At 62.6% G+C, this 21,514-nt stretch carries 22 protein-coding genes; 11 read left to right on the top strand and 11 right to left on the bottom strand.

Going from position 1 to position 21,514, the window contains the following annotated elements; genetic code table 11:
* The 3 genes from AC13EK_RS03975 to AC13EK_RS03965 all read left to right on the top strand — a co-directional run.
* On the top strand, positions 1-277 hold a 277-nt coding region (locus AC13EK_RS03975; protein WP_483022048.1), incomplete at its 5' end, for a transposase.
* Between the two features lie 18 nt (positions 278-295).
* Positions 296-766: a hypothetical protein gene (locus tag AC13EK_RS03970; RefSeq protein ID WP_169860005.1), complete on the top strand. Its 471-nt coding sequence runs from the start codon at positions 296-298 to the stop codon at positions 764-766.
* A 78-nt stretch (positions 767-844) separates the two neighbouring features.
* Positions 845-1,405, top strand: a complete 561-nt coding sequence (locus AC13EK_RS03965; protein ID WP_483022047.1) for a hypothetical protein — start codon at positions 845-847, stop codon at positions 1,403-1,405.
* On the opposite strand, the gene AC13EK_RS03960 is transcribed toward AC13EK_RS03965, so the two are convergent.
* Complete coding sequence (locus AC13EK_RS03960; RefSeq protein WP_169860003.1) at positions 1,402-1,839, bottom strand: hypothetical protein; 438 nt, start codon at positions 1,837-1,839, stop codon at positions 1,402-1,404. The two genes, AC13EK_RS03965 and AC13EK_RS03960, sit on opposite strands and share 4 nt — an antisense overlap.
* A gap of 147 nt (positions 1,840-1,986) precedes the next feature.
* On the opposite strand from AC13EK_RS03960, the gene AC13EK_RS03955 reads away from it, so the two are divergent.
* Together AC13EK_RS03955 and AC13EK_RS03950 are read left to right on the top strand one after the other, a co-directional pair.
* Positions 1,987-2,937, top strand: a complete 951-nt coding sequence (locus AC13EK_RS03955) for a hypothetical protein (protein WP_169860002.1) — start codon at positions 1,987-1,989, stop codon at positions 2,935-2,937.
* Positions 2,934-4,205, top strand: coding sequence for an MBL fold metallo-hydrolase (locus AC13EK_RS03950; protein WP_423284375.1), 1,272 nt, complete (start codon positions 2,934-2,936; stop codon positions 4,203-4,205). Before AC13EK_RS03955 ends, AC13EK_RS03950 begins: the two co-directional genes overlap by 4 nt.
* Before the next feature lie 46 nt (positions 4,206-4,251).
* Here AC13EK_RS03950 and AC13EK_RS03945 read toward each other — a convergent pair whose 3' ends face one another.
* The 4 genes from AC13EK_RS03945 to AC13EK_RS03930 all read right to left on the bottom strand — a co-directional run bounded on the left by AC13EK_RS03945 (position 4,252) and on the right by AC13EK_RS03930 (position 6,843).
* Entirely contained in the window at positions 4,252-4,560 is a 309-nt protein-coding gene (locus AC13EK_RS03945) for a hypothetical protein (protein ID WP_169860001.1), read from the bottom strand.
* Between the two features lie 10 nt (positions 4,561-4,570).
* Positions 4,571-5,131, bottom strand: a complete 561-nt coding sequence (locus AC13EK_RS03940) for a hypothetical protein (RefSeq protein WP_169860000.1) — start codon at positions 5,129-5,131, stop codon at positions 4,571-4,573.
* 4 nt (positions 5,132-5,135) lie between these two features.
* Positions 5,136-5,663, bottom strand: coding sequence for a hypothetical protein (locus AC13EK_RS03935; protein WP_483022046.1), 528 nt, complete (start codon positions 5,661-5,663; stop codon positions 5,136-5,138).
* 892 nt (positions 5,664-6,555) lie between these two features.
* Complete coding sequence (locus tag AC13EK_RS03930) at positions 6,556-6,843, bottom strand: hypothetical protein (protein WP_169859998.1); 288 nt, start codon at positions 6,841-6,843, stop codon at positions 6,556-6,558.
* 223 nt (positions 6,844-7,066) lie between these two features.
* Between AC13EK_RS03930 and AC13EK_RS03925 the strand changes: the two genes are divergently transcribed.
* Positions 7,067-7,609 carry a recombinase family protein gene (locus AC13EK_RS03925; protein WP_483022045.1) on the top strand — a complete coding sequence of 181 codons (543 nt, stop codon included), beginning with the start codon at positions 7,067-7,069 and terminating at the stop codon, positions 7,607-7,609.
* Between the two features lie 426 nt (positions 7,610-8,035).
* Here AC13EK_RS03925 and AC13EK_RS03920 read toward each other — a convergent pair whose 3' ends face one another.
* The 4 genes from AC13EK_RS03920 to AC13EK_RS03905 form a co-directional block, all read right to left on the bottom strand.
* Complete coding sequence (locus tag AC13EK_RS03920; protein WP_069336703.1) at positions 8,036-9,166, bottom strand: alkaline phosphatase; 1,131 nt, start codon at positions 9,164-9,166, stop codon at positions 8,036-8,038.
* A gap of 14 nt (positions 9,167-9,180) precedes the next feature.
* Positions 9,181-12,072: a TonB-dependent receptor gene (locus AC13EK_RS03915; RefSeq protein WP_069336702.1), complete on the bottom strand. Its 2,892-nt coding sequence runs from the start codon at positions 12,070-12,072 to the stop codon at positions 9,181-9,183.
* An 82-nt stretch (positions 12,073-12,154) separates the two neighbouring features.
* Positions 12,155-13,102 (bottom strand): FecR family protein, encoded by a 948-nt coding sequence (locus tag AC13EK_RS03910; RefSeq protein ID WP_483022044.1) that lies wholly within the window; start codon positions 13,100-13,102, stop codon positions 12,155-12,157.
* Positions 13,084-13,590 carry an RNA polymerase sigma factor gene (locus tag AC13EK_RS03905; protein WP_069336701.1) on the bottom strand — a complete coding sequence of 169 codons (507 nt, stop codon included), beginning with the start codon at positions 13,588-13,590 and terminating at the stop codon, positions 13,084-13,086. The genes AC13EK_RS03910 and AC13EK_RS03905 overlap by 19 nt, the downstream gene beginning before the upstream one ends.
* A gap of 197 nt (positions 13,591-13,787) precedes the next feature.
* On the opposite strand from AC13EK_RS03905, the gene AC13EK_RS03900 reads away from it, so the two are divergent.
* Positions 13,788-15,254 carry a glycosyltransferase family 61 protein gene (locus AC13EK_RS03900; RefSeq protein WP_069336700.1) on the top strand — a complete coding sequence of 489 codons (1,467 nt, stop codon included), beginning with the start codon at positions 13,788-13,790 and terminating at the stop codon, positions 15,252-15,254.
* A gap of 36 nt (positions 15,255-15,290) precedes the next feature.
* On the opposite strand, the gene AC13EK_RS03895 is transcribed toward AC13EK_RS03900, so the two are convergent.
* Both AC13EK_RS03895 and AC13EK_RS03890 read right to left on the bottom strand, forming a co-directional pair.
* On the bottom strand, positions 15,291-16,445 hold the full coding sequence (locus tag AC13EK_RS03895; RefSeq protein ID WP_069336699.1) for a hypothetical protein: 1,155 nt from the start codon (positions 16,443-16,445) through the stop codon (positions 15,291-15,293).
* A gap of 146 nt (positions 16,446-16,591) precedes the next feature.
* Positions 16,592-17,587 carry a LacI family DNA-binding transcriptional regulator gene (locus AC13EK_RS03890; RefSeq protein ID WP_069336698.1) on the bottom strand — a complete coding sequence of 332 codons (996 nt, stop codon included), beginning with the start codon at positions 17,585-17,587 and terminating at the stop codon, positions 16,592-16,594.
* A gap of 85 nt (positions 17,588-17,672) precedes the next feature.
* Between AC13EK_RS03890 and AC13EK_RS03885 the strand changes: the two genes are divergently transcribed.
* From AC13EK_RS03885 to AC13EK_RS03870, 4 genes are all read left to right on the top strand, one after another.
* Positions 17,673-17,873: a DUF4169 family protein gene (locus AC13EK_RS03885; RefSeq protein WP_069336697.1), complete on the top strand. Its 201-nt coding sequence runs from the start codon at positions 17,673-17,675 to the stop codon at positions 17,871-17,873.
* Between the two features lie 161 nt (positions 17,874-18,034).
* Complete coding sequence (locus tag AC13EK_RS03880) at positions 18,035-19,051, top strand: hypothetical protein (RefSeq protein WP_069336696.1); 1,017 nt, start codon at positions 18,035-18,037, stop codon at positions 19,049-19,051.
* A 291-nt stretch (positions 19,052-19,342) separates the two neighbouring features.
* Positions 19,343-20,563, top strand: coding sequence for an argininosuccinate synthase (locus tag AC13EK_RS03875; protein WP_069336695.1), 1,221 nt, complete (start codon positions 19,343-19,345; stop codon positions 20,561-20,563).
* 226 nt (positions 20,564-20,789) lie between these two features.
* The gene (locus tag AC13EK_RS03870) at positions 20,790-21,470 is read left to right on the top strand and encodes an EF-hand domain-containing protein (protein ID WP_069335721.1); all 681 of its coding nucleotides are present in this window, start codon (positions 20,790-20,792) and stop codon (positions 21,468-21,470) included.
* The last annotated feature ends 44 nt before the right edge of the window (positions 21,471-21,514 follow it).

Genomic DNA, 21,514 nt, shown 5'->3' with positions numbered 1-21,514 from the left:
GCACCCCTTGGTCGAGCATGCCTATGCCGACAGCGCCTACAACAGCGATCGCGTCCGGGAAGCGACATCCATCACGATAGAGATCGTTCGGAAATTCGCCGACCAGACCGGGTTCGTCGTCCATCCCAGACGATGGGTGGTCGAACGAACCTTCGCATGGCTCAATCGAAATCGACGCTTGGCAAAGGACTTCGAGCGAACCGTCAAATCCGCAACTGCACTTCTATACGCCGCTGCTGCCGTCGTCCTCATCAGGCGCATCGCTCGTTACGCATGAGATTCAAGACAGGCTCTAATGGTCTGCGGGCAAGATCGTCCTTTCATCCATGCATTCAGCGGATGGTTCGCCGTCACCGTCGATATCCATGATATGATGGCCTTCGAGACTTGCGAGCATCGCGATGCGGTCGAGATCAACTTTCTTGTCGGCGGCGAAGCACTTCATGGATATGCGCATGCTGCGGGTATGAGTGTCCTCGCCTCTTGGAGTGGTGAGGTTTATGACAGGCTGTGGGACGATGATCTCGTGCCCGTTCACGAACCCTGTGGATGGTGCTGCGCGCTATGCTCGCAGGCAGAGCGAGCGCATTTTCCAACGATCGAAGATTTGTGGGCTGATCATCTGTTCGCTCCTCTACAACGGTGGGTTAATGGGCATTTGCGTCAAGCAGTGGTGTTGGAATTTTATAGCAATGGCGGCGCAACATGGGCGCTGCTCCAGCAGGCTAAGTCAGCCGGACATATTGCCAGCGTCGATCTGAAATAAATTCTTTGAATATGACCTTCCATTTCAGATCAGCAGGGGCCACAAAATGACGCGTTCATCTGAATAACTGGGGGTGTAATGGTTGAGCATAAAGAATGGTGTCCTGCCGGATACAAGGGCGGCATTTCGGGGCAACGAATTGCTATCGCCGGACACTCCCATACGTCTGATGATCCGGATCATTCTGGAATGACCGAGGATTGCCTCAAGAAGGTGATTTCCGGAGAGTATCCCGATATTCAGTTTTTCAATCGTGTGCCCGGATATTTTGGATATGACGACCGCGCAGCGTTCTGGAATTCGGTCCTGTTCTTCAACTTCGTGCCCAGCTTTGTGGGCGCGCGGTCTGAATGGGCCAACAACGGGACAAAAGAACAGAATGACGCGGGTCGTGTCCGCGTGCAGCGCATCCTCCACGAGCATCAGCCAGACAAGCTGTTTGTCTTCACGAAGAAGGGCTGGGATCAGTTTCCGCCGACGCTGGAACGTCAAAAGGCACGTCCGCTGGTCGAACCTTTGAACTGGCACAGCTATCCCACGGCCAGTGGCCATGAGGTCAAAGCCATCGGCCTGCCCCACCCCGACAGGGCAAAGAAGGCCACCCAGATTGAGAAGGTTACGGCGCTGATGGCGTCTTAACGATCGGGAGTAGGTTGAGCGACATAATGTGAATCGGATCGCACAATGTGGGAATGGCCGCCGATGGCAAACAATTCCACGATGTCCGAAATAATCGTAGCCTTCTGGAGCCGCCGATCCGCGTAAATGATGAACTTCTCCGCGCGGCGGTCGAATACGACACGACCGCGCGGATGCTCTTCATACTCCGATGAGGCGATCTCAATCGGCAGTCCCGTTCGCTTCAGGGCCGCTGCCCCGGCCTCCCGCCAGCCTTCCCAAATTTCATAATGGCCGGTGGGGTGGGTGAGGAAATCACCATACTCGTCTGCGTCAGTCAGGCTGACGACATGGCTGACGAGCTTCGGCCCGGCGGAGGTCTGAACACGCCAGAATATCCCGACACAGGGACCGTCTGGATTATATTCGGCCGAAACCGGCTGTTCGTTCGGCATTGGAACTCCATCGCTTTCAGATGTGGCTGATCGTGTATCTATCTGCGGTCAGAGTCATGATGTGGGATCAGCTTTTTGGGGTGGCATCCAGACAATTTCAATGATTTGCCCGCTAGATGCCGTCGAGAATGGCGATGGAGAAAATGAATGGCATATCGGCAGGGTCTGTCTTCGGATTTTGTTGAGGCGCTGAACCGCCTCTACGAAGCGCCGGAAGGCTCATGGTGGCGAAAAATGCTGGCCGACCCTGATCTGTTCGTCGCTATCCGTAACAACTATCTCAACATCTACTACCGAGGGTGCAGCCTTGCGAAGGTCAGCTTCGATGGCTCCGGGATCATCACCGATACCCATTATAAATATCTGCTAAAGCCATCTGCTGCACGTCCCTATGTTCGCGCTGTCGGCGGTCAATTTCAGATTGGGCAACATTGGGATAGCGCCAAGGGGCTCTTCATCGGCGGTCTGGACGATGTGGCTGATCTGAAGGCGGCGGCGCGGGTCTATGCGGGCGAGGAGAAGAAATTCGTCGGAGCGGTGATCAAGGCTCATGGGAATGTCGTCGATGTTGAGATGGCGCTCACCAAGGACGCAGAAGAAGCGACCGATGCCAGCCCCGGCGAAGGGGCCAGCGCCAAGAGGATTGATATAGTCGCACTCCGCTGGGAAGATGCTGCGCCGGTCCTCGATTTCTATGAGGCCAAGCTGTTCGGGAACAAGGAAATCCGTGCCGAAGGCGATGCCAAGGTGCTGTCGCAGATAGCGACATATGAAGGCCTTCTGAAGCAATATACGAAGGATATACGGGAGGGGTTCGAGCTTTCCTGCAAAAACCTCTTGTCGCTCAGTGGTGTTCCGGATTTGCGGCGAACTATCGCCGATGCTGCCCTGCAACAAATCGATAAACTGAAAATCAACACGGCTCCGATCTTGATCGTGTCCGTGTTTGACGAGGATCAGCGGATAGGGCCGGTTTGGGCAAAACATAAAGAGAAACTGACAACTGCGCTTAGTCCTGATCGCCTAATTGCCAGAGGTTCGGCGTCCAGCGTGCGTCTGGCAACGGGCGTCGCTCCCGGCGCGGCAGTGTCGGCATGACGGGTTCGACATCGAGCGACGACATGGTTTCGATGGTGGACCTGACGATCCATCGGTCCAGCGAGCAGATCGGTGGAAACTGCATCGAGATTGCCTGTGCCGGGGAACGCCTGATCCTTGATGTCGGGCGTCCTCTTGATGCGCCCAATGATGCCACTGATTTGCTGCCTGCTTCGCTCGACCGGGCTGGCCACGCCCATGTCCTCATCTCTCATCCCCATCTGGATCATTATGGGCTGCTGGAAGAACTCCCTGCGTCATGGACGATCCATAGCGGAGAGGCGTCCGCCAAGCTGATGCGACTGACCGCTGGTATCACCGGAAAGGTGATAGACCGCGACATATTACCGTGGCGCAGTGGCCAGCCTCTCGATCTCGGTCGGTTCCGCGTGACGCCTTATCTGACCGATCACTCGGCTTTTGACGCCTACATGTTGCTGATCGAGGCAGCGGGGAAGCGCATCCTCTATTCTGGCGACTTCCGGATACACGGCCGGAAATCAGCGTTGGTCGACAGGATGATGTCCAGTCCTCCGGCAGCGGTCGATGCGTTGCTGATGGAAGGCACCAATCTGGGCAGCACGAAACCTACTGCCCATGAAAGTGACTTGGAAGCTGACTTCGAAGGGTTGTTCGGGCGCACGAAAGGACGGGTGTTCGTTGCTTGGTCGGCTCAGAATGTCGATCGCACGGTCACCCTGTATCGCGCCGCGAAGAAGGCCGGAAGAACGCTGGTCGTGGACCTCTATACCGCTGAGGTTCTGGAAATGCTGGCAGAGCATGGAAGACTGCCGCAGCCCGGCTTCGATCAACTCAAGGTCGTCATCACATCCACTATGTCCCGGATGTATAAGCGAAAGGGCATGGAAGCCTTTGTCGATCGTATCGCGCAATCTGGCCACGCCATTTCAGGGAGGGCATTGGCAAGGAATGCGGCACGTTGGGTCGTCATGCTGCGCGGATCGCTGATTGCAGATTATGACAGGAGCGGCGTCGTGCCGGATGGTGACGATGCATGGTGCTGGTCGATGTGGCGCGGCTATCTCGAAAGCTCCGGCGCGCCCTTGGTGGAATGGCTGACCGCTGGTGGTGCGGCAAGCTGTCACATCCACACCAGCGGTCATGCATCGCCTGCGGACCTGCTGGCCTTCGCAAAAGCGATTGCGCCGAAGAGGCTGGTTCCGATCCACAGCTTTAACTGGGATGAAAATCTGGCGGGCTTTCCGGCGATCTGCCGATTGCGGGATGGGGAAACGTTGTCCTTATAGCGGGCGTGCTGGCGCAGAGCGGGCACGCACATTTCGCGCCCTGATCCTATCCGGTGCTGACGCGCCGATAGCAGCGTCCTCTGGGGAGGCCTACCAGCCCCACGGGCTTCTTCCCGGCAACCTCAAATTCGGCCGAGAGCAATGATTTGATCGCCGCATCGGCCCTGCGCCAATAGAAGCCTTCCGAGATCATATCGCCAAGTTCGGGGATCAGCACTATGACCGGCGGCTCCCCGGCATCGGCTGCACGGATAATCTCTTCAGTCTTGGCGGCTATGGTCCGCGACACTGCCTCCATGACCTCAGGGAACATGAATTCGGGCTGCGATGTGCCGGTCTCGTCAGGTGCAGTCATGGTGTATTTCCTATACCGATCCTCGACGCCCAAACATCGGCCTCGCATTCCGCGCCAGCGCATCCTCGACAGCGCAAAGCACGTCCTTCGAGATTTCATATGGCAGAAAGGTCGCCGATATCGACAATTCCCCATCAATGTCGGTAGCCCAATGCCGCATATGGAGCGCATAGGTCTTTTCAGCGCCGTGTCCCATATGCTCCAGTAAACGTTTTACCAGCGAACGACTGCTTCCGACGTAAAGTGTTTCCGACGGGACGAACGAGGCTGGGAAACGTGCAAACGCTCGAATCCGAGGTGTTTCCCGCCCTTTCTCAAACGCCTTGTATGTCCGGTGCGGTTCCTCGCCTCGGATAGCGATTTTGTAGACCGCAGGCCGCTTCTCAGACGGGAAGCGAGACTGAAGACTGCGCTCCAGTTCGATCTTGCCGAGTGCCAACGCATCCTGAATCGGCGCGCACCAATGGTTGGTAGCTTCGGCCGCTATATTCTGTATCGCAATGGCCAGATCGTTGTGGAACCTACTTGCTTCGGTGATGACTTCCGAAAAACTAATGCGGTCCGTTTCCATGCCTTTAAGCTCCAAGGGTGGGATGCCACGTCAAGCGATCGCCCCATCTCGTCGAAAGTTGCATTGCCCGATCCCGCATCTCGTCATCGGCATTCAACAGGAAAAAGGCGCGCGCGGAGAATGGAGAGGCTCGTAAGGCGTCGACCCGGTTGAAGCCTGCCTCGCGCAAGCGGCCACCCCAGTGTTTAAGTTCGAAATGATGTCCGCCTGCCATTCGCGTCTGATGATGGTAGACGATTAGCGCACGACCGGGGGCGTTTAGCGCCTGAAGCTCGGCAATACTGATACTCTTTCCTGCCTTTCGCGCGCCGGGGTCGAAATTCTTGGTCTCGAGGCCATTGTCCGGGTCAGCGAAGACGACATCGCATGATGCAAGCATCGCTCGGCCCGCCTCGAACCATGATTGTCGGGACATTCGGCGTTCCACGGTCAGACCAGTGGTCGGCACCGCTGCATTCCAATAGATGGCGTTGGGCAGCAGGTCGGCGGCTTCAAGTTCGGAAACACGTCGAACTCCAGCATCCACTATCATGCGGAGGCGATCAAAGAGGTCTGCATCGTATGAGCGCCAGCGTTCGGGCTGATGGAGATAGTCTATGTGCCGACCGTCGGCATTGTGATCCTCATCCGGATACAACCATCATGCGACGCCTAAGTGCCTGTTACCACAAAGTGCGCGAAGGATCGCCATTTTGACGAAATCGCCGATGTCCCCAACATATCGGTTCTGCATCAGGTGGTTAGAGCGGAAGCGGGTTCGGCCGACAAGCGTAAAGCTTCTATGGCCAATCGCAGTCTATCTATAAGGGGCTCCTTCGCCCGCCGTCATATTCCTGAAGCGCAGCCTCTGATCACTTCAACGATGCGGCCTTCCCACGATGGACAGTCTTGAAACCTATGTGTTCTGGGACGATGCGCAATTTATGACGAAACATATGGCTTCTCGGAAGCCCGGTTTCCTACGGTTGGATTATGCAGAATCCATCATCCCCACCAGCGCGCCCCGCGCTCCGCCTCGTTGTCGACAATGGCCCTTTGGTTCAGCAGCCTCGCTCTCCCATTCGAACGCCGACCGACGATCTCATTGCGTTTCTCCGAGGGCTCGGTCCATGCCCCAAATTTACGCTACCGGCACCGGCATTGCCCCCGAAACCAAAGCGGAAACGCCGTTCTCCGAAGTCATCTGAATGACGTTCCCCTAAACCGGTGTCATCGACGATCTCAGCCTTGATGGTCGTCGATGACCTTCTGCGTGACGATGTCTTCGGCCGACGATCCGGCAATGACGATATTTCCAGATCGATTTCCATAGACGATGCCGATCCACGATATGAAGTAACTATGGCTGCCCACCGTTGATCGCAGGCAGCGTTCGGCGGGGACGATCCGTCAAACTTTGTCGACATCTAGGGCATGAGCCCCAATCACCACTCATCGAAAAGCCGAGGTGTGGTAATCCGGGAGCGATCCGCCAGCCCATATCTCGCGATTTCCTCCTCGGTCGCCTTATGGATCGCCGGGGGACCGGGCCAATCCAACAGGCAGTGCGGATAAGGAGTGGCAGTCGCGATATCGATCCAGTCGCGCGCCGGGAAGCCAGCATTGCGGTAATGCACCCGCGCCCGAATGTGCATCACCTCGCCGATCCACCTACCGTCGAGATCACTATCCCGGATCACATAGTCGCTGACGCGCAGATCGTAGAGGTCCATCGTTGCTTCTCCCATCGCGATGCTCGATCATAGCTCAGGTCGAAAAAATATCGAAGTAAATGAAGTGGTTGAGTCCAATCCGGCTTCATGAGAATCTGCGTCACATGGGTAAAATCACTCGGGATATCTCAACCCCCGACGATCCCCCTATCAATAGACCCGGTTTGGTTTTTGAGAACGTCCTCAGACCCCAACTCTAGATTCGAATGAGACAGGAGGCCCCATGATCATCGGATATGCCCGCGTGAGTTCCACCTCCCAGAGCCTCGACATCCAGCATGAGGCGCTGGCCAACGCCGGGGCGGAGAAGGTCTTCGCAGAGAAGGTGTCGGGACGATCGACCACCGATCGCGAGCAACTGGCGCTGGCTATGTCGTTCGCGCGCGAAGGCGATACCCTTATCGTCACCCGCCTCGATCGTCTGGCCCGCAGCGTCGGGGACCTTCACCGGATTATCGAAACCCTCACCCAGAAGGGCGTGGGCTTCAAATGTCTGAACCAGCCCGGCGTCGATACCGACACCAGCACCGGACGCCTGATGCTCGCCATGCTCGCCGCAGTGGCCAGTTTCGAAGCGGACATCCGGCATGAGCGCCAAATGGAAGGCGTTCGGAAAGCGCAGGCAGCCGGAAAATATCGCGGTCGCCCCGCCAGCATCGATCCGACCAAGATCAAGGAACTCAAGGCTGGTGGCATGGGGGCCGCCGCGATCGCAAAGCAGATGGGGATCGGCCGCGCCAGCGTCTATCGGGCACTGGCTGCCTGACCAAATAGGCTTCCAATCGGGCCCCCACTTCACATCGACGGTCATTGCCAGCATCGCGCCCGATCGTCAGGCCGCCATCGTCCGTCCACATCGTCATCGCCGATTATAGTCGCCCATGCTCGCGGCCACCGTCGATCCACATCATGGAAACCAGCATCATGAAATCACGCTCGAACAAGCCGAAGGCAGCGTCGGCCGCACATGCTGCTGCCCATGATCAGGAGGAAAGCGTCGACGGGATCATCGAACATATCGACGGCGAAGCTGGGGACGATGACGAGGAAATGATGATGCTGGACGCTGGCTCACCGCAGCCCTCCAGAACCACCCGACAGACCCCCGCTACCCGCTCCAGTCCGTCATCCCCGACATATCAGCGGCACCGCAGCTTGATCCGCAGGATCGGGGCGGGTGCCGCTGCGGCCTTCAATCCTCCTTCGTCCAGCCCATCGCCTTCAGCATCACGTCGAACAGGCGGGTGTTGGCGAAGAAGCCATGGACCTGATCGGCGCCCGGCCCGGCGGCGGCGGCGATCACTTCCTCGCCGGTGTGACTGTCCTCGACGCCGATGATCGCATTGCTCGCGACCGTTGCCCCCGGCTTGGCGGCGGCGGTCGCATATTGCTGGGCCATCGGCGCATTCCGCTTGCCGCTGGTCATGCGCAGGCCGAAACTATGGTCGGCGGTGAACAGGATCAGCGTATCCTTGCCCGCGATCGCGCTCACCCGGCGGATCATCTCGTCCATCTCGATCACATGCTTCAGGCCATTTTCCGGCTTGTCGGTGTGCATGTCCCATTCGACCATCAGGAAATAGCCCTTGGGATTGCGGGCAAGCTGGCCGATCGTCGCCTCGACCGCCGGGATCGGCGCATAGTCGGCATCGCGCAGCACCGCCGCCCGGCCGCTGCCCCCGACCAGTGTCGGATCGTCCCCGAACCGATATCCCGCCCTGGCGAAGGCCGCCTGCGGCGTGGTGCCATCCTTGGCGAAGGATGCAACCGCATCGGCCTGCCCCTTGCCGATCAATATGTCGGCGCCATTGCCGAAGCGGGGCGTGAGCATCTGGCGGAAGATCTGGTCCTTGTCCTTGCGCGTGGCGACATGGGCGAAGCAGGCGGCCGGGGTCGCGTCCCAGATCGGCATGTTGGTGACGACCCCGGTGGAAAGGCCGCGCTGCTCGGCATATTCCAGGAAGCTCTTGACCGGGGTGATCGCGCCACCGGCCGCCGGCAGCGCGGAGATCATGCCGCTGTTGGTCTTGTGCCCGGTCATGATCGCGCTCATGCCCGCCGCCGAATCCGTCACCCAATTGTCGAGCGCCGACGTATCGGACAGGCCGACATGCGGCATCGACTGGATGAACAGCGACTGCGGCCGGTCATGCGCCATGATGCCCGCAGCGTTCAGCGTCGGCACGCCGCCGGCATCGCCCAGGAACAGGATGATGTTGCGCGCCCGCTGTGGCGTGGCGCCGGCCGTTTCCTGAGCCTGTGCCGGAGCAGCGGCGAGCATTGCCCCCGCCGCCAGCATGATCCCGATCGATCGCATCGTCATTGCCGTCCTTCCGTTCAGAAACGGGCCCGCACGCCGGCCATCAGCGTGGTGCCATAATCGGTGTAGCCCGCGAAGCGATCGTCCCGGACATATTGCCACTGGACGCCGCCGGCCACGTTGATGCCCTGCACCACGAATGTGACATTGGGCGTGACCTTGTAGGAAATGTCGAAGTCCAGGCTGCCGAACGCCGCGTCGTTATTGGCGGCCAGCCCCGCGCCGCCGACATCGCGCAGCACCTTGCCGCGCCAGCTATAGCTGGCCCGCGCGCCGACCGGCCCCTTTTCATAGAAGGCGGTCAGGTTGAAGCTGTCGCCGGCCACATCGGTCAGGTCATCGCGGAAGGTAGTGCCGTCGGACAGGGCATAGGTGCCCTTGCTCTTGGTATGGGTGTAATTGGCCTGGAAACCCAGGCCATCGAACGGCGCCGGCAGCATCTTGAACAGTTGCTGATAAGCGATCTCGATCCCCGCGACATAGGCATTGCCGCCATTTTGCGGCGCGGTCAGGCGATAGATCTGGCCATCCAGGTCGAAATTGCGGGTCTGCTGGAAGACGAAGGTCGTGATGTCCTTGTAGAAGGCGCCCCCGATCAGCGCGCTGCCCGGCGCGAAATACCATTCGACCGTGCCGTCATATTGCCACGCCTCGAACGGCCGCAGTTCGGGATTGCCGCCCACCGCCGTCAGCACGGTCGGGTTGGAATTGATCGTCAGGCGCGGCGCCAGGTCGGCCAGCGACGGCCGGGTGATAACCTTGGACGCGGCCAGATGCATTTGCAGGTTCGACGTGAACTCCGCGACCAGGTTGAGCGAGGGAAGAACATTCCCGTAATTGCGCTCATAGCTGACCGGCAGCGCCGCGCTGCCATTGTCGGCATAGCCCGACGATGTCTGGCGGGTATGGGCGTAGCGCAGGCCTGCGTCGCCGCGGATGGTCATGCCGCCCAGCGGCAGGCTGAACTCCGCCATGCCATAGCCGCCGATGATCCGTTCATCGATGGCATAGCTGTTGCGCCGGTCGCCACGGGTCAGCGGCGCGTCGAGCAGTGCCTCCTTGCCGGTCGCCGCGTCCCAGAAACGGTCGGGATCGGGCATAACCCAGTTCGTCGGCAGGTTGCCGCCCACGCCGCTCAGGAAATCATCGACCGGAAAGGCCTCGAAATAGCTGTCGTCGAAGCGCTGGCCGGCAATGCCGCTGGTGAAGTTGATGTCGCGGCGATTATAGGTGCGGTCGCGCTTTTCATATTTGGCGCCGAAGCGCAGCGCCTGCACCACGCCGCTCAGCTCGCGCGTCACGTCGAAGGTCGCGGCCCGCTGGCGATCAAGCGAGTCATTGACGCGATATTCGATCCGACGGCCGGGCAAGGTGGTCGATTCCGTCAGGTCGGCGGTCAGGAACTCCAGGTTCGGCAAGCGCTCGCCCACCTTGCCATAATCGAACGCGACCTGGCCGACACTGCCGAGCAGGCGGGTGCGATAGATGGGCGTGGGCGTATTGGAATAGGCCCGGCCCAGGCTCGCGTCGGCGACCAGCGTCCAGCCATTGGCGGACCATTTGGCGTTCGCGCCGATCAGCCAATTCTCATATTCCAGTTGCGACGTCTCGCGCCCGATCTGGGTCGATGTGTTGACGGTCGCGGCGGTCAGCACGCCATTTTCGATCACCGCCGTGCCCGGCACGATCGCGCCCGGCGTGGTCGCGGAAAAATCGGTCGAATAGGTCAGCTCGTCATAATCGATGTTGAGCCGGCTCCACAGGCCATCGACATTCAGCTCGAACCGGTCGTCGGGCTTCCACTGGATCGCGCCATTGAGGCCGATGCGGTTGCGGTTTTCGCGCTCCAGCGTCGGGCGCGTGCTGGTCGGCACCAATATGGTGTCGCTGTCCAGCGTGCCGTCGCCATCCGCATCGATCCGCCCGTCGGCCCAGCCGACGCCGGTGACACGGTCCTGCCGCGTGGTGCGCTCGTCATAGACCGCCGCGATCAGCGCGCCGAACGTGCCCTCCTCATTGACCCAACTGGCCATGCCCGACAGGCGGGGATCGACCGTGTCGGCCAGGCGCGGCGAACTGGCAGTGGCGGACAAAGCCAGCACCGGCTTCTTGAGGTCGATCGGGCGGAAGGTCTGCAGGTTGACGATGCCGCCGATGCCGCCTTCGGCCAGGTCCGCGCGCGGGCTCTTGATGACTTCCACCGCCGACATGAGTTCGGACGGCAGCGTGTCGAAGCGGAACTGGCGCCCGCTCTGGCCGCTGTCGCGCACATTCTCGTTCACCGCGGCTGACCGGCCATTGAGCGTAACGACCTGGAAATTGGCGCCCAGGCCGCGGATGCGGACGAACACGCCTTCGCCGCGATCGCGCACGATCGACACGCCCGGCACGCGCTGCAGCGCTTCGGCGATGTTCTGGGCGGGGAATTTGCCGATATCCTCGGCCTTCACCACGTCGACGACATTGGTCGCCTTGCGCTTTTCGGCCAGCGCGCCGGACAGGCTGGCGGCATAGCCGGTGACGATGATGTCGGGCGCGACTTCGACGCCGCTGCTGGCCACCGTCTCCTGCGGCTCAGCCGCCGCCGCCACGATCAGCAGCGCGCCATTGCCCTGCCGCCGCACCGCCAGCGGCTTGCCCTGGATCAGCCGCTCGACCGCAGCCATCGCGTCCATCCGGCCGCTCAGCGACGGGCCGCTCATCCCCGCCACCAGTTGCGGCGCGAACAAGATGTCGGTGCCGGTCTGGCGGGCCAGCGCCTCCAGCGCGGTCCCCAGCGGCTGCGCGGCGATCTGGACGGTCGCCTGGCGCGGCTGCGCCTGGGCCGGAACCGCACAGAAGGCGGCAAGAGCGGCGCCCAGCACCAGAGAGCGGCGCAAAGTGCGCGAAGAAGAAACGGTCACGATCATCCCCCGTGGACAGCGGCAGAAGGCGCCGCGCCTCCCCGACGCACCAGCGGGGTTTTACCCCACCCCGGCGTCGGCGATTTTTTCAGCCGCCCAGCAGCACCCGGTCGTCCACCTGGCGGACGGGCACGGATAGCAATTGCGCCAGCGCCTGGCCCAGCGCGACATTGTCGCCCATCCGGTACATGCCGCTGACCCGCAGCGCAGCGGTAGCGGGATCGGCGATCACCAGCCGGGTCAGGCTGTAGCGATTGGCCTCCGCCGCCACAGCATCCAGCCGGTCGTCATGAAAGGCCGCCCGGCCGCTCAGCCAGGCCTGGGTGGTTTCGACATCGGGCCGATCGAGCTGCACGACATCGGCGGCATCGGTGCGGATGCGCTGCCCGGCCGACAGGCTGCGCTGCCCGCCGGCGACCGCGACATCGGCCTGTCCCGCCAGCGCTGTCATCGCCAGCCGGTCATCGCTGTCGCGCCGCACATCGAACCGACCGCTGCCGGCGACGAAACGGCCCCGGCCGGCATCGATCGCAAAGGGCACGGCGGACGGCTTCACCGTCAGCGCGACGCGCCCCCGTTCCAGCCACAGCCGCCGCCGGCTGGCGCTCGCCAGCACCCGGACATCGGTATCGGTATCCAGGAACAGCGCTGATCCTTCCGGCAGGGTCAGCCGTCGCTGCTCGCCGATGGCGGTGCGATAGCGGGTGCCCGCCATTGCCGTCTGCATGATCGCCATGCCACCGCCGCCCACCACCAAAGTGCCGGCGCAGGCCGCCATCATCCGCCGGCGCGAAAGGGGGCGTACGGATGCCGGCGCAGGACGCGCCGCCGCGTCGGTGCCGGGCACCAGCGCCCAGATATCGGTCGCCCGCTCGAAATCGGCCGCATGCGCGGGGTCGGCGGCGATCCAGGCGCGAAAGGCCTGCTCGTCGTCCACCGTCCGTTCGTCCGCATTCAGCCTTGCAATCCACTCGGCGGCGGTCCGGGCCATGGGGCGCTCACCGGGCATGTCGGGGCTCACCAATCCTTCGTCCATTCGCCAAGGAAACTCATCGCCCTGGCCATATGCTTCTCGACCGCGCTCTGGCTGATGTCCAGCCGTTCGGCAATCTCGCGATATTTGAGATTGTCGATCCGCTGCAGCAGGAACACCTCGCGGGTGCGTGGCGGCAACTGGTCGATCCCTTCCGACACGCGCCGCAGCCGCGCCTGCGCCATCAGCGCTTCGTCCTGCAACGGCGCGCCGTCGCGCAACAAGGCCAGCGCATCCTCGCCACCCGCCGGCCCGCGCACCTTTTCCCGCCGATAACTGTCCTTCGCCCGGTTGACCGCCGCGCGGACCAGAAAGGCTTCCTCATTGTCGGGCCGTTCGGGCCGGGCCGCCATGCGGACATAGGCATCGTGCAACAGATCCTCGCTGTCGGAACGCCGCGTCATCCGCTCGACCTGCGCCAGCAGTCCGGCCCAGCCGGTCCATAGCCGCCGCGGCGCCCGCAGCGCCTGTTCAGAAGGATGCTCGCTCATGCGACCGGCCGCTTAGCGGGCGCTGCGGTCAGTTTGATGACCAAGGCATTTCAATTGGATGACGCTGGGATCTTGTGACACGCCGACGTGAACACGGGGGATTGTCCGAAGCGCTGCAAGCGGCAATATGCGGATGTGCAGGACGAAGTGCCAATGGGTGCTGGGGTTCGATCTGATTACAGGGGCAAGGCCGGTCGATGGATATGGTGGACAATGCGGCGGCAATTGGCCGGATCATCGCAACCTGCCGCGCGCTCTGCCTGGATTTGCGCTGGCATGATGCCTACGCGCTCGCGGCGTCGGTCGAGCCGGAAGAAGTCAACACTGCTCTGTTGCGCATGAAGCTGACAGCCGCCTGCGCGCTGAACGACAAAACGCTGGTCGCGGCCGTGGGAACGGAAATCGGGGCCTTGCCGGATGGCCATGCCCTTTTCTTTCCGCTGGTCGGGCAGTTGCAGCGAAGCGGTCATGGCGATATCGCGGCCGACATGCTGCTGGCGCGCGCCAATGCCGCGGCCGATCAGCGATACGCCCTGTTTCTGCGCCGTTCGATCAGTCTCAATCGCGGTGATGACGGGCGCATAGCCGCGCTGGAGGCGGCGCTCAATGCCGCGACAAATGGCGGCTGGGACATGAAGGGCGAACCCTCGTCCCATCATTTCCCCGCGCCGCTGCCGGCCCTGATGGGGCCGCCGGTGCAGATCGTTCCCGCGCCGGGCGTGGATCGCCAGCATATCGACCGGCTGACGGGCGACACCGCGAAATTCCTCGTCAGGATGCAGAAGCCCGCGCCCGGCTATGTCGTCGAATATAGCAATGTCGTGGTCGATCGCCATGGTCAGATCTGGACACCCGATGGCAAGGTCATCGCCAGCCTCGGGAAGCCGATCGATTTCACCGAAGCCGGCGCGGGTGGGCATGTCGCGGTGGCGACCAGCGTCGTGGCTCACACCAAGGGCATCTATCATTTCATGGTGGACCATCTGCCAAGGCTGGGTTTCCTGTTCCAGCAGGGTGCGGATCCGGACGTGAAGCTGCTGACGAATGCGGGTGGCAAGGCGTTCGAGCGCGCGCTGCTCGACCTTGCCGGTTTCGGCCCGGACCGGCTGGTCGCTGTGGACAAGCCGGTGTTCGTCGAGCGGTTGCTGAAGGTCGTCTGCGGGTTCGAGGGCATGACCGGCTGGTCGCACATGGTGCCCATGTTCCAGACGATCGTGGACGCGGCGCTGGCAGAGGCGGCCAGGCATCAGGTGGAACTGCCGCCCCGTATCTATATTTCCCGCGCCGCGGCGGCGCGACGGTCGATGCGCAACGAAGAGGCGCTGGAACAGGCGTTGGCCGCGCGCGGCGTGCGCATCTACCGGTTCGAGGATATTCCGCTCTGGCACCAGATCGCGCTGGTCAATTCGGCGCGCCTCATCGTGGCGCCGCATGGCGCAGGACTGGCGCATATGCTGATGGCCAGTGCGGACGTGAAGATCATCGAACTCCTGCCCATCGCGATGGGCACCTATCTCCTGCGCTGGAACTATGCGCGTCTGGCCATTCTACGCGGCTTCGAATATCGCGCCTGGGTGGAGGAGCAGGTTCTCGCGGTCCAGGATGACTGGTCGATCACGCTGGACGAATTTCTCGCTTATTATGACCGGCTGGCGCTGGACTAGCCATCGGGCGGTCCCGGATGAGCCAGGGAACCCCGTCTAGCGCCAGAAGTCCCAGAATTGCGGCATGATGCCCTGGACGGCAGGCATCGGGTCGCCCTTGGGGTCTTGCGGGGCCACCGTGGCACTCATGTCCTGGCAGGTGGCCATGATCCACCGGTGCTTTTCGCCAGTGCGCACATCGGTCGCTACCTGGCTATATATGCCGTTGATCTGCTCGACGGGGCCGAGCGTCAGGCCCTTGGTCACGGCGCCCTTCAATTCGAACGGCTTGGAGCAGGTTCCAACCTCGGCAAAGCTTTCCGCCATTTCCGACGCCGACTTGCCGTCGTGCGACCGGGTATAATCGTCCCGCTTCCACGCTTCCCAGCGCACCTGGCCAAACTCGCGGGTCCAATAGGTCCGCTCCATCTGCCGCGCCTTGCCGGGGGTTAGGCCGGACGGATCGACCTGCGAATAGGGGTGGGACAATAGAATGTTCAGCCGCTTGCCCGAACTGAAGGTGAAATCGCCCCTGGTCCACAGCGCCAGGACTTTCGACGGATAATCGTCCGGGCACGGCCCTGATATCGGCGACAGGCCGATATTGGATGATTTCTTCTGGTTCACCGCAAAGCCGATTGTGCCATTGGCCGGCACGGTCCGGGACGTCAGCAGCCAGTTGCGGAAATAGCGGACCGAACTGTGCGGCCCCTTGGGGCATTGTGACGAAATCCCGCCGCCGACCGTTCCGCTACCTTTGCCGCTCTTGTCGCGGGACCACCAGCCCATGACAAAAGCAAATTGGTCATCATACCAGCGCACCGAGAAATAGGCGGGGATGAAGCCCACGGTCTTGCAGGCGTCCTTCTGGATCTGGACGGCGCTCACCGCGCGGGCATTGCCCTGATATTGCCACAGAATATTGTCGCGGATCGTCCGCCGGGTGCCGCAATCCAATGCGTTCTGGGGCACCACCTTGGTCAGGTGATAGGGCATCCGGTCCGCCGACGTCAGGTCGCGCCGGTTCTTGCAGCGCGCATCGGTGGGGATCATACCGACGATGATGTTCCCGTTATCGTTCAGGCACACATCCTGGACCAGGAAGTCGACGATCTCGGGCGGCGCGGCCGCCGCCTTTGTCGGCTGCGCGGCGATGAGAGGGGCCAGCATCGCCGTCATGGCGATGGCCGCGGGTCCGAATGATTTTGCCATGATGATGCTCCAGGCAGGTCGACGGGGCAGGGCGCGCATGAACGATAGGGGCGCGAATGAGCATGACGGCCCGCGCCGCTTTCGGTTCCCTGCGCCGGGATGGGCTGACGGATTTTTCGCTGGCAATGCCGGGCCTTGCCTTCGTCTTACGGCGTCGCTGCGCCCGTGCTGCCGCGCGCGACCAGCGAGAAGGTGAAGCGCGGCGGTTCGCCCGGACCATTGATCAGCGCGTCGATCGCGGCGCGGCCCATATGGTCCAGCGGCTGGCGCACGGTGGTCAGCGGCGGCCAGCTGGTGCGGCTCGCGGGCGTATCGTCGAACCCGGCCACCGACAGATCCTCGGGCACGCGCAGGCCCAGGTCATGCGCCAGCGTCAGCACGCCCAGCGCCATCGGGTCGTTGGTGGCGAAGATCGCGGTCGGCCGGTCGTCCCGCTGCAATAACGCCTCTGCGCAGGCAATGCCGGACGCGAAATCGAAACTGCCCTGCATGAACAGGCTGTCGTCGATCGGCAGGCCGGCCGCCGCCATCCCCTCGCGAAACCCCTCGACGCGCTGCAGCGCCGCCTTGTGGGTCGGGGGCGGGGTGATCACCGCGATCCGCTTATGGCCCAATGACGCCAGATGATCGGCCACCATCCGTCCGGCGGCATGTTCGGGCGTCGGCATGTTGATGCCACCCTTAGATGCGTCCGCCGTGCCGGCGATCCGCGCGCAGGGCAGGTTCATTTTCGCCAGCCGGTCGAGCAGCAGCGCGTCGTCGGACAGCGGCGGCACCAGGAACACGCCGTCCGGACGCAGCGCGGCGACCAGCCGGTCCAGCACTTCGATCCGCTCCTCGCCACCGTCGGAAATCGGCTCCACCACCAGATGATAGCCAAGGTCGCGGCAGCGCGCCGCAGCGCCCGACTGGATGCCGCCGGTATAGGCGGGGGCAGGGTTGCTGTAGAGATAGGCGATCATGAAGGACCGGCCACCGGCCAGCCGCCGCGCCGACTGGTTGGGGCGATATCCCAGCTGCTCGATCGCTGCATTCACCCGCTCGCGTAGTTCGTCGCTGACGTTCGGCGCCTTGTTGACAACGCGGGACACCGTCTTGATCGAGACTTTGGCGAGGGCGGCGACGTCGTGGATGCTGGGCATGAATTTCCTGTATGGCCGGGCCGAAGGCGACTGGTGCTGCCCCGGATTTCTGTGGCACTATTCCCCATAGGACCAAGGATGGAAGATGAGCAACGTCATTAATTTTCGTCTGGCGCGCAAGGCCAGGGATCGGGCCGACAAGGCGCAGGTGGCAGACAGCAATCGCGCCAAGTTCGGCCGGACAAAGGTACAGAAATTTGCCGATCAGCAAGAAGAACGTCGAAAGGCGGCTCTGCTGGATGGCGTGCGTCTTGAGCGCAAGGAAGAGTCCGGCGACGATGTCTGATGCCGTGAAGTCATGGTATAAATCTGTTGTTCATGTTTGAAATGAACATCCGTTCATATTTAAGCGGGATTTTTCAATTCATCGATATTGAAAAACAGATCGTCCCGCATTTGACGATATGTTTGAGGCCAACGGAGATGGTCGGCGGTTGATCTATCGCTATGACCAAGAATATTCGATCCATCCGTCCCGCCTCGGCCGCGATCGCCGCTGTCCTGGCATTGTCCGCAACGCCCCTGTTCGCGCAGGAGGTGATGACGCCCCCGCCGGCCGCGCCTATGGCGGCGCCGACCGCGCCGGTCGACATCGCCCCCGCGGTGCCGGCGGCAGAGACCGCACCCGCAGCGCCTGCCACACCGTCTGCAACCCCGGCGGCGCCGGTCTTCGCGCCCAGCCAGCCGGTCGTGCAACAGACGCCGCCGACCCCGGAGCCGCAGCCTGAAGCGCCCGCCGCGCAGGAAAACCGCGCTGCCCCGGTCACCCCGGCACCGCGCCGCGCAGAAGTCCGCCAGTCTGAACCTGCTTCTGAACCTACCCCGGCACCTGCTCCGACCCCGATCGCGGCTGAACGTACCGAAGCGCCAGCACCCATAGCCCCGGTCGCAACGCCGGCTCCGGAACCGGCTGCCGTCACCCCGGTTGCCGAACCGGCCCCGGCTGCCGCGCCGGCCGAACAGCCTTCGGCCCTGATCGATCCGGCGCTGCTGCTGGCGCTGGGTGGCGGTTCGCTGCTGCTGGTCGGCCTTGGCGCCACCGCCGTCGTCCGTCGCCGCCGCCAGCGTGTCGAAGCCGAGCGTGAAGCGATCGCGCCGATCGAAAGTGGCCCGGCTCCGGCACCGATGCCCCTCGCACCGGCTGCTGCGTCTGCCGCTCCGGCCGCTGCTCCCATTGCCGCGCGCACTCCGCTGGCCGCCGCCACGGCTCCCGCCAGCGATGTCGAAGCGATGGTCGCCGCTGCCCCCAGCCGCGACAATCCCTTCCTGACCCAGCGCAACCGCCGTCGCCGCGCCCATTTCCTGCTCGCCCAGCGACAGGCGCTCCGCACGGCCGATCCGGTCGCCCGCGCCGCGCCGGTCGCAACCCCGGCCAGCGCCGCGGCGACTGATCGCAGCCAGATCGTCTATCGCTTCGGCAGCGACCGCGCCCGTCCGGGCCTGTTCAAGCCGCGCACCAGTTGATCGACGCCCTGAGCTGACAATGAAGGGGACGGTGGCTCGCCATCGTCCCCTTTGTCTTGTCTGTCCTACAATCCGCTTTGCCTGATAGAAGCAGGGGCAGGGGAGAGCATCGCGCTTTCCGATAGGATCAGCATCCAGCAAGATTATGTCAAAATCTGCGGGAAATATGGGAAGTTAAGGCTCGCAGTCTCCAACAGGCACCCCCGCGCTGTTGCGCTTGCCCGTCCCGCCTGTTACCGGCGCGCGGTTTATATCCCACGCCACCATTGGCCTGCAGAAGAGTCGCCCACCATGTCCGACAAGATCAATCGTATCGTCCTCGCCTTTTCGGGCGGCCTCGACACCAGCGTGATCCTGAAATGGCTGCAGCAGACCTATCAGTGCGAAGTCGTCACCTTCACCGCCGATCTCGGCCAGGGCGAGGAACTGGAACCCGCCCGTGCCAAGGCCCGCCGGATGGGCGTCAAGGAAGAGCATATCTTCATCGACGACCTGCGCGAGGAATTCGTGAAGGATTATGTCTTCCCGATGATGCGCGGCAATGCGCTCTATGAAGGCCTCTATTTGCTCGGCACCTCGATCGCCCGTCCGCTGATCGCCAAGCGCCAGATCGAGATCGCCAAGATGCTGGGCGCCGACGCCGTCAGCCATGGCGCCACCGGCAAGGGCAATGACCAGGTCCGCTTCGAACTGGGCTATTACGCCCTGCAGCCCGACATCAAGGTGATCGCCCCCTGGCGCGAATGGGATCTGACCAGCCGCACCAAGCTGATCGAATTCGCCGAACAGCACCAGATCCCGATCCCCCGCGACAAGCGTGGCGAAAGCCCCTTCTCGACCGACGCGAACATGCTGCACACCTCGTCCGAGGGCAAGGTGCTGGAGGATCCGTGGGAGGAAACCCCCGACTTCGTCTATTCGCGCACGGTGAACCCGGAAGACGCGCCCGACGCGCCCGAATATATCACGGTCGATTTCGAGCGTGGCGACGGCGTCGCGATCAACGGCATCGCCATGTCGCCCGCGACCCTGCTCGAAACCCTCAATGAATATGGCCGCAAGCATGGCATCGGCCGTCTCGACCTGGTCGAGAACCGCTTCGTGGGCATGAAGTCGCGCGGCATGTATGAAACGCCGGGCGGCACCATCTATCACCTCGCCCATCGCGGCATCGAGCAGATCACGCTCGACCGTGGCGCTGCCCATCTGAAGGATGAGCTGGCCCCCAAATATGCCGAGCTGATCTATAACGGCTTCTGGTTCTCGCCCGAGCGCGAGATGCTCCAGGCCGCAATCGATCACAGCCAGGAAAAGGTGACCGGCACGGTCCGCCTGAAGCTCTACAAGGGCGGCGTCTATGTCGTCGGCCGCAAGTCGCCCTACACGCTCTACAGCGAGAAGGTCGTCACCTTCGAGGACGACGCCGGCGCCTATGACCAGCGCGACGCGGCGGGCTTCATCAAATTGAATGCGCTGCGCCTGCGCCTGCTGGGTCGCCGCGACGGGCTTTGATTTAGCGCGGCACCGGCCCGCGCCCCCACCCGACCTCCCATCCAGGATATACTGTGGGAGGCCGGGTGGGGGGGCGGGCCGGTGCGGTTCTCCAACAAAGACTCCCGATACAAATTGCGACAAACTATTGGGTGACATGACAAAGTTGCGGGACAAGTCTTGCCGATAAGCGACGTCAAGGATGGTCGACACGCCATCCACGACTGAACTTGGAAGGAAAGACCCAATGCTCCGCAATTTCTTCGCCACCGTCGCGGTTGGTTCGCTGTTCGTCGGCGGTCTGGCGGCGTCGCACCTCGCCTTCGCGCAGGATGGTGGCCCGGGGCCGCGCGGCATGCGTGGCGGCCCGATGATGATGGCCGACGCCAACAAGGACGGCACCATCACCAAGGCGGAACTGACCGCCTCGCTCGAAGCCCGCTTTGCAAAGCTCGACGCCAACAAGGATGGCAAGCTGACCAAGGAGGATCGTGACATCCGCCGCCAGCAGCGTCTGGACGAACGCTTCGCCGCGCTCGACAGCGACAAGAATGGCCAGATCAGCAAGGCCGAGTTCCAGGCCGGTCATCAGCCGCGCGCCGATCGTGGCCCGGAAGCCGGCAAGCCCGGCGGCCCCGACGGCAAGCGCTGGGGCGGGCGTGGCCATGGTGGTCCCGGTCGCGGCATGATGCACCGCGGTCCCGGCTTTGGTGACGCCGACAAGGACGGCACCGTGACGAAGGCAGAGTTCATGGCCGGCCCGCTCGCCATGTTCGACAAGGCCGACGCCAACAAGGATGGCAAGGTCACGGCCGAGGAAATGAAGGCCGCCCGCCAGGCGATGCGCGGTCCGGGGCGCGGACATGATCGTGGTCCGGGTCGTGGCCCCGGCGCCGACCAGGCACCGCCTCCGCCGCCGGCCAACTGATCGGCTGACAGCGCCGACGATCCGGAGCGGGGCTTTTCCCCCAA

Source organism: Sphingobium sp. L-44, from assembly GCF_056859495.1.
The sequence above is the reverse complement of the archived record's forward strand: the minus strand, read 5'-3'. Positions and strand labels throughout refer to the sequence as shown.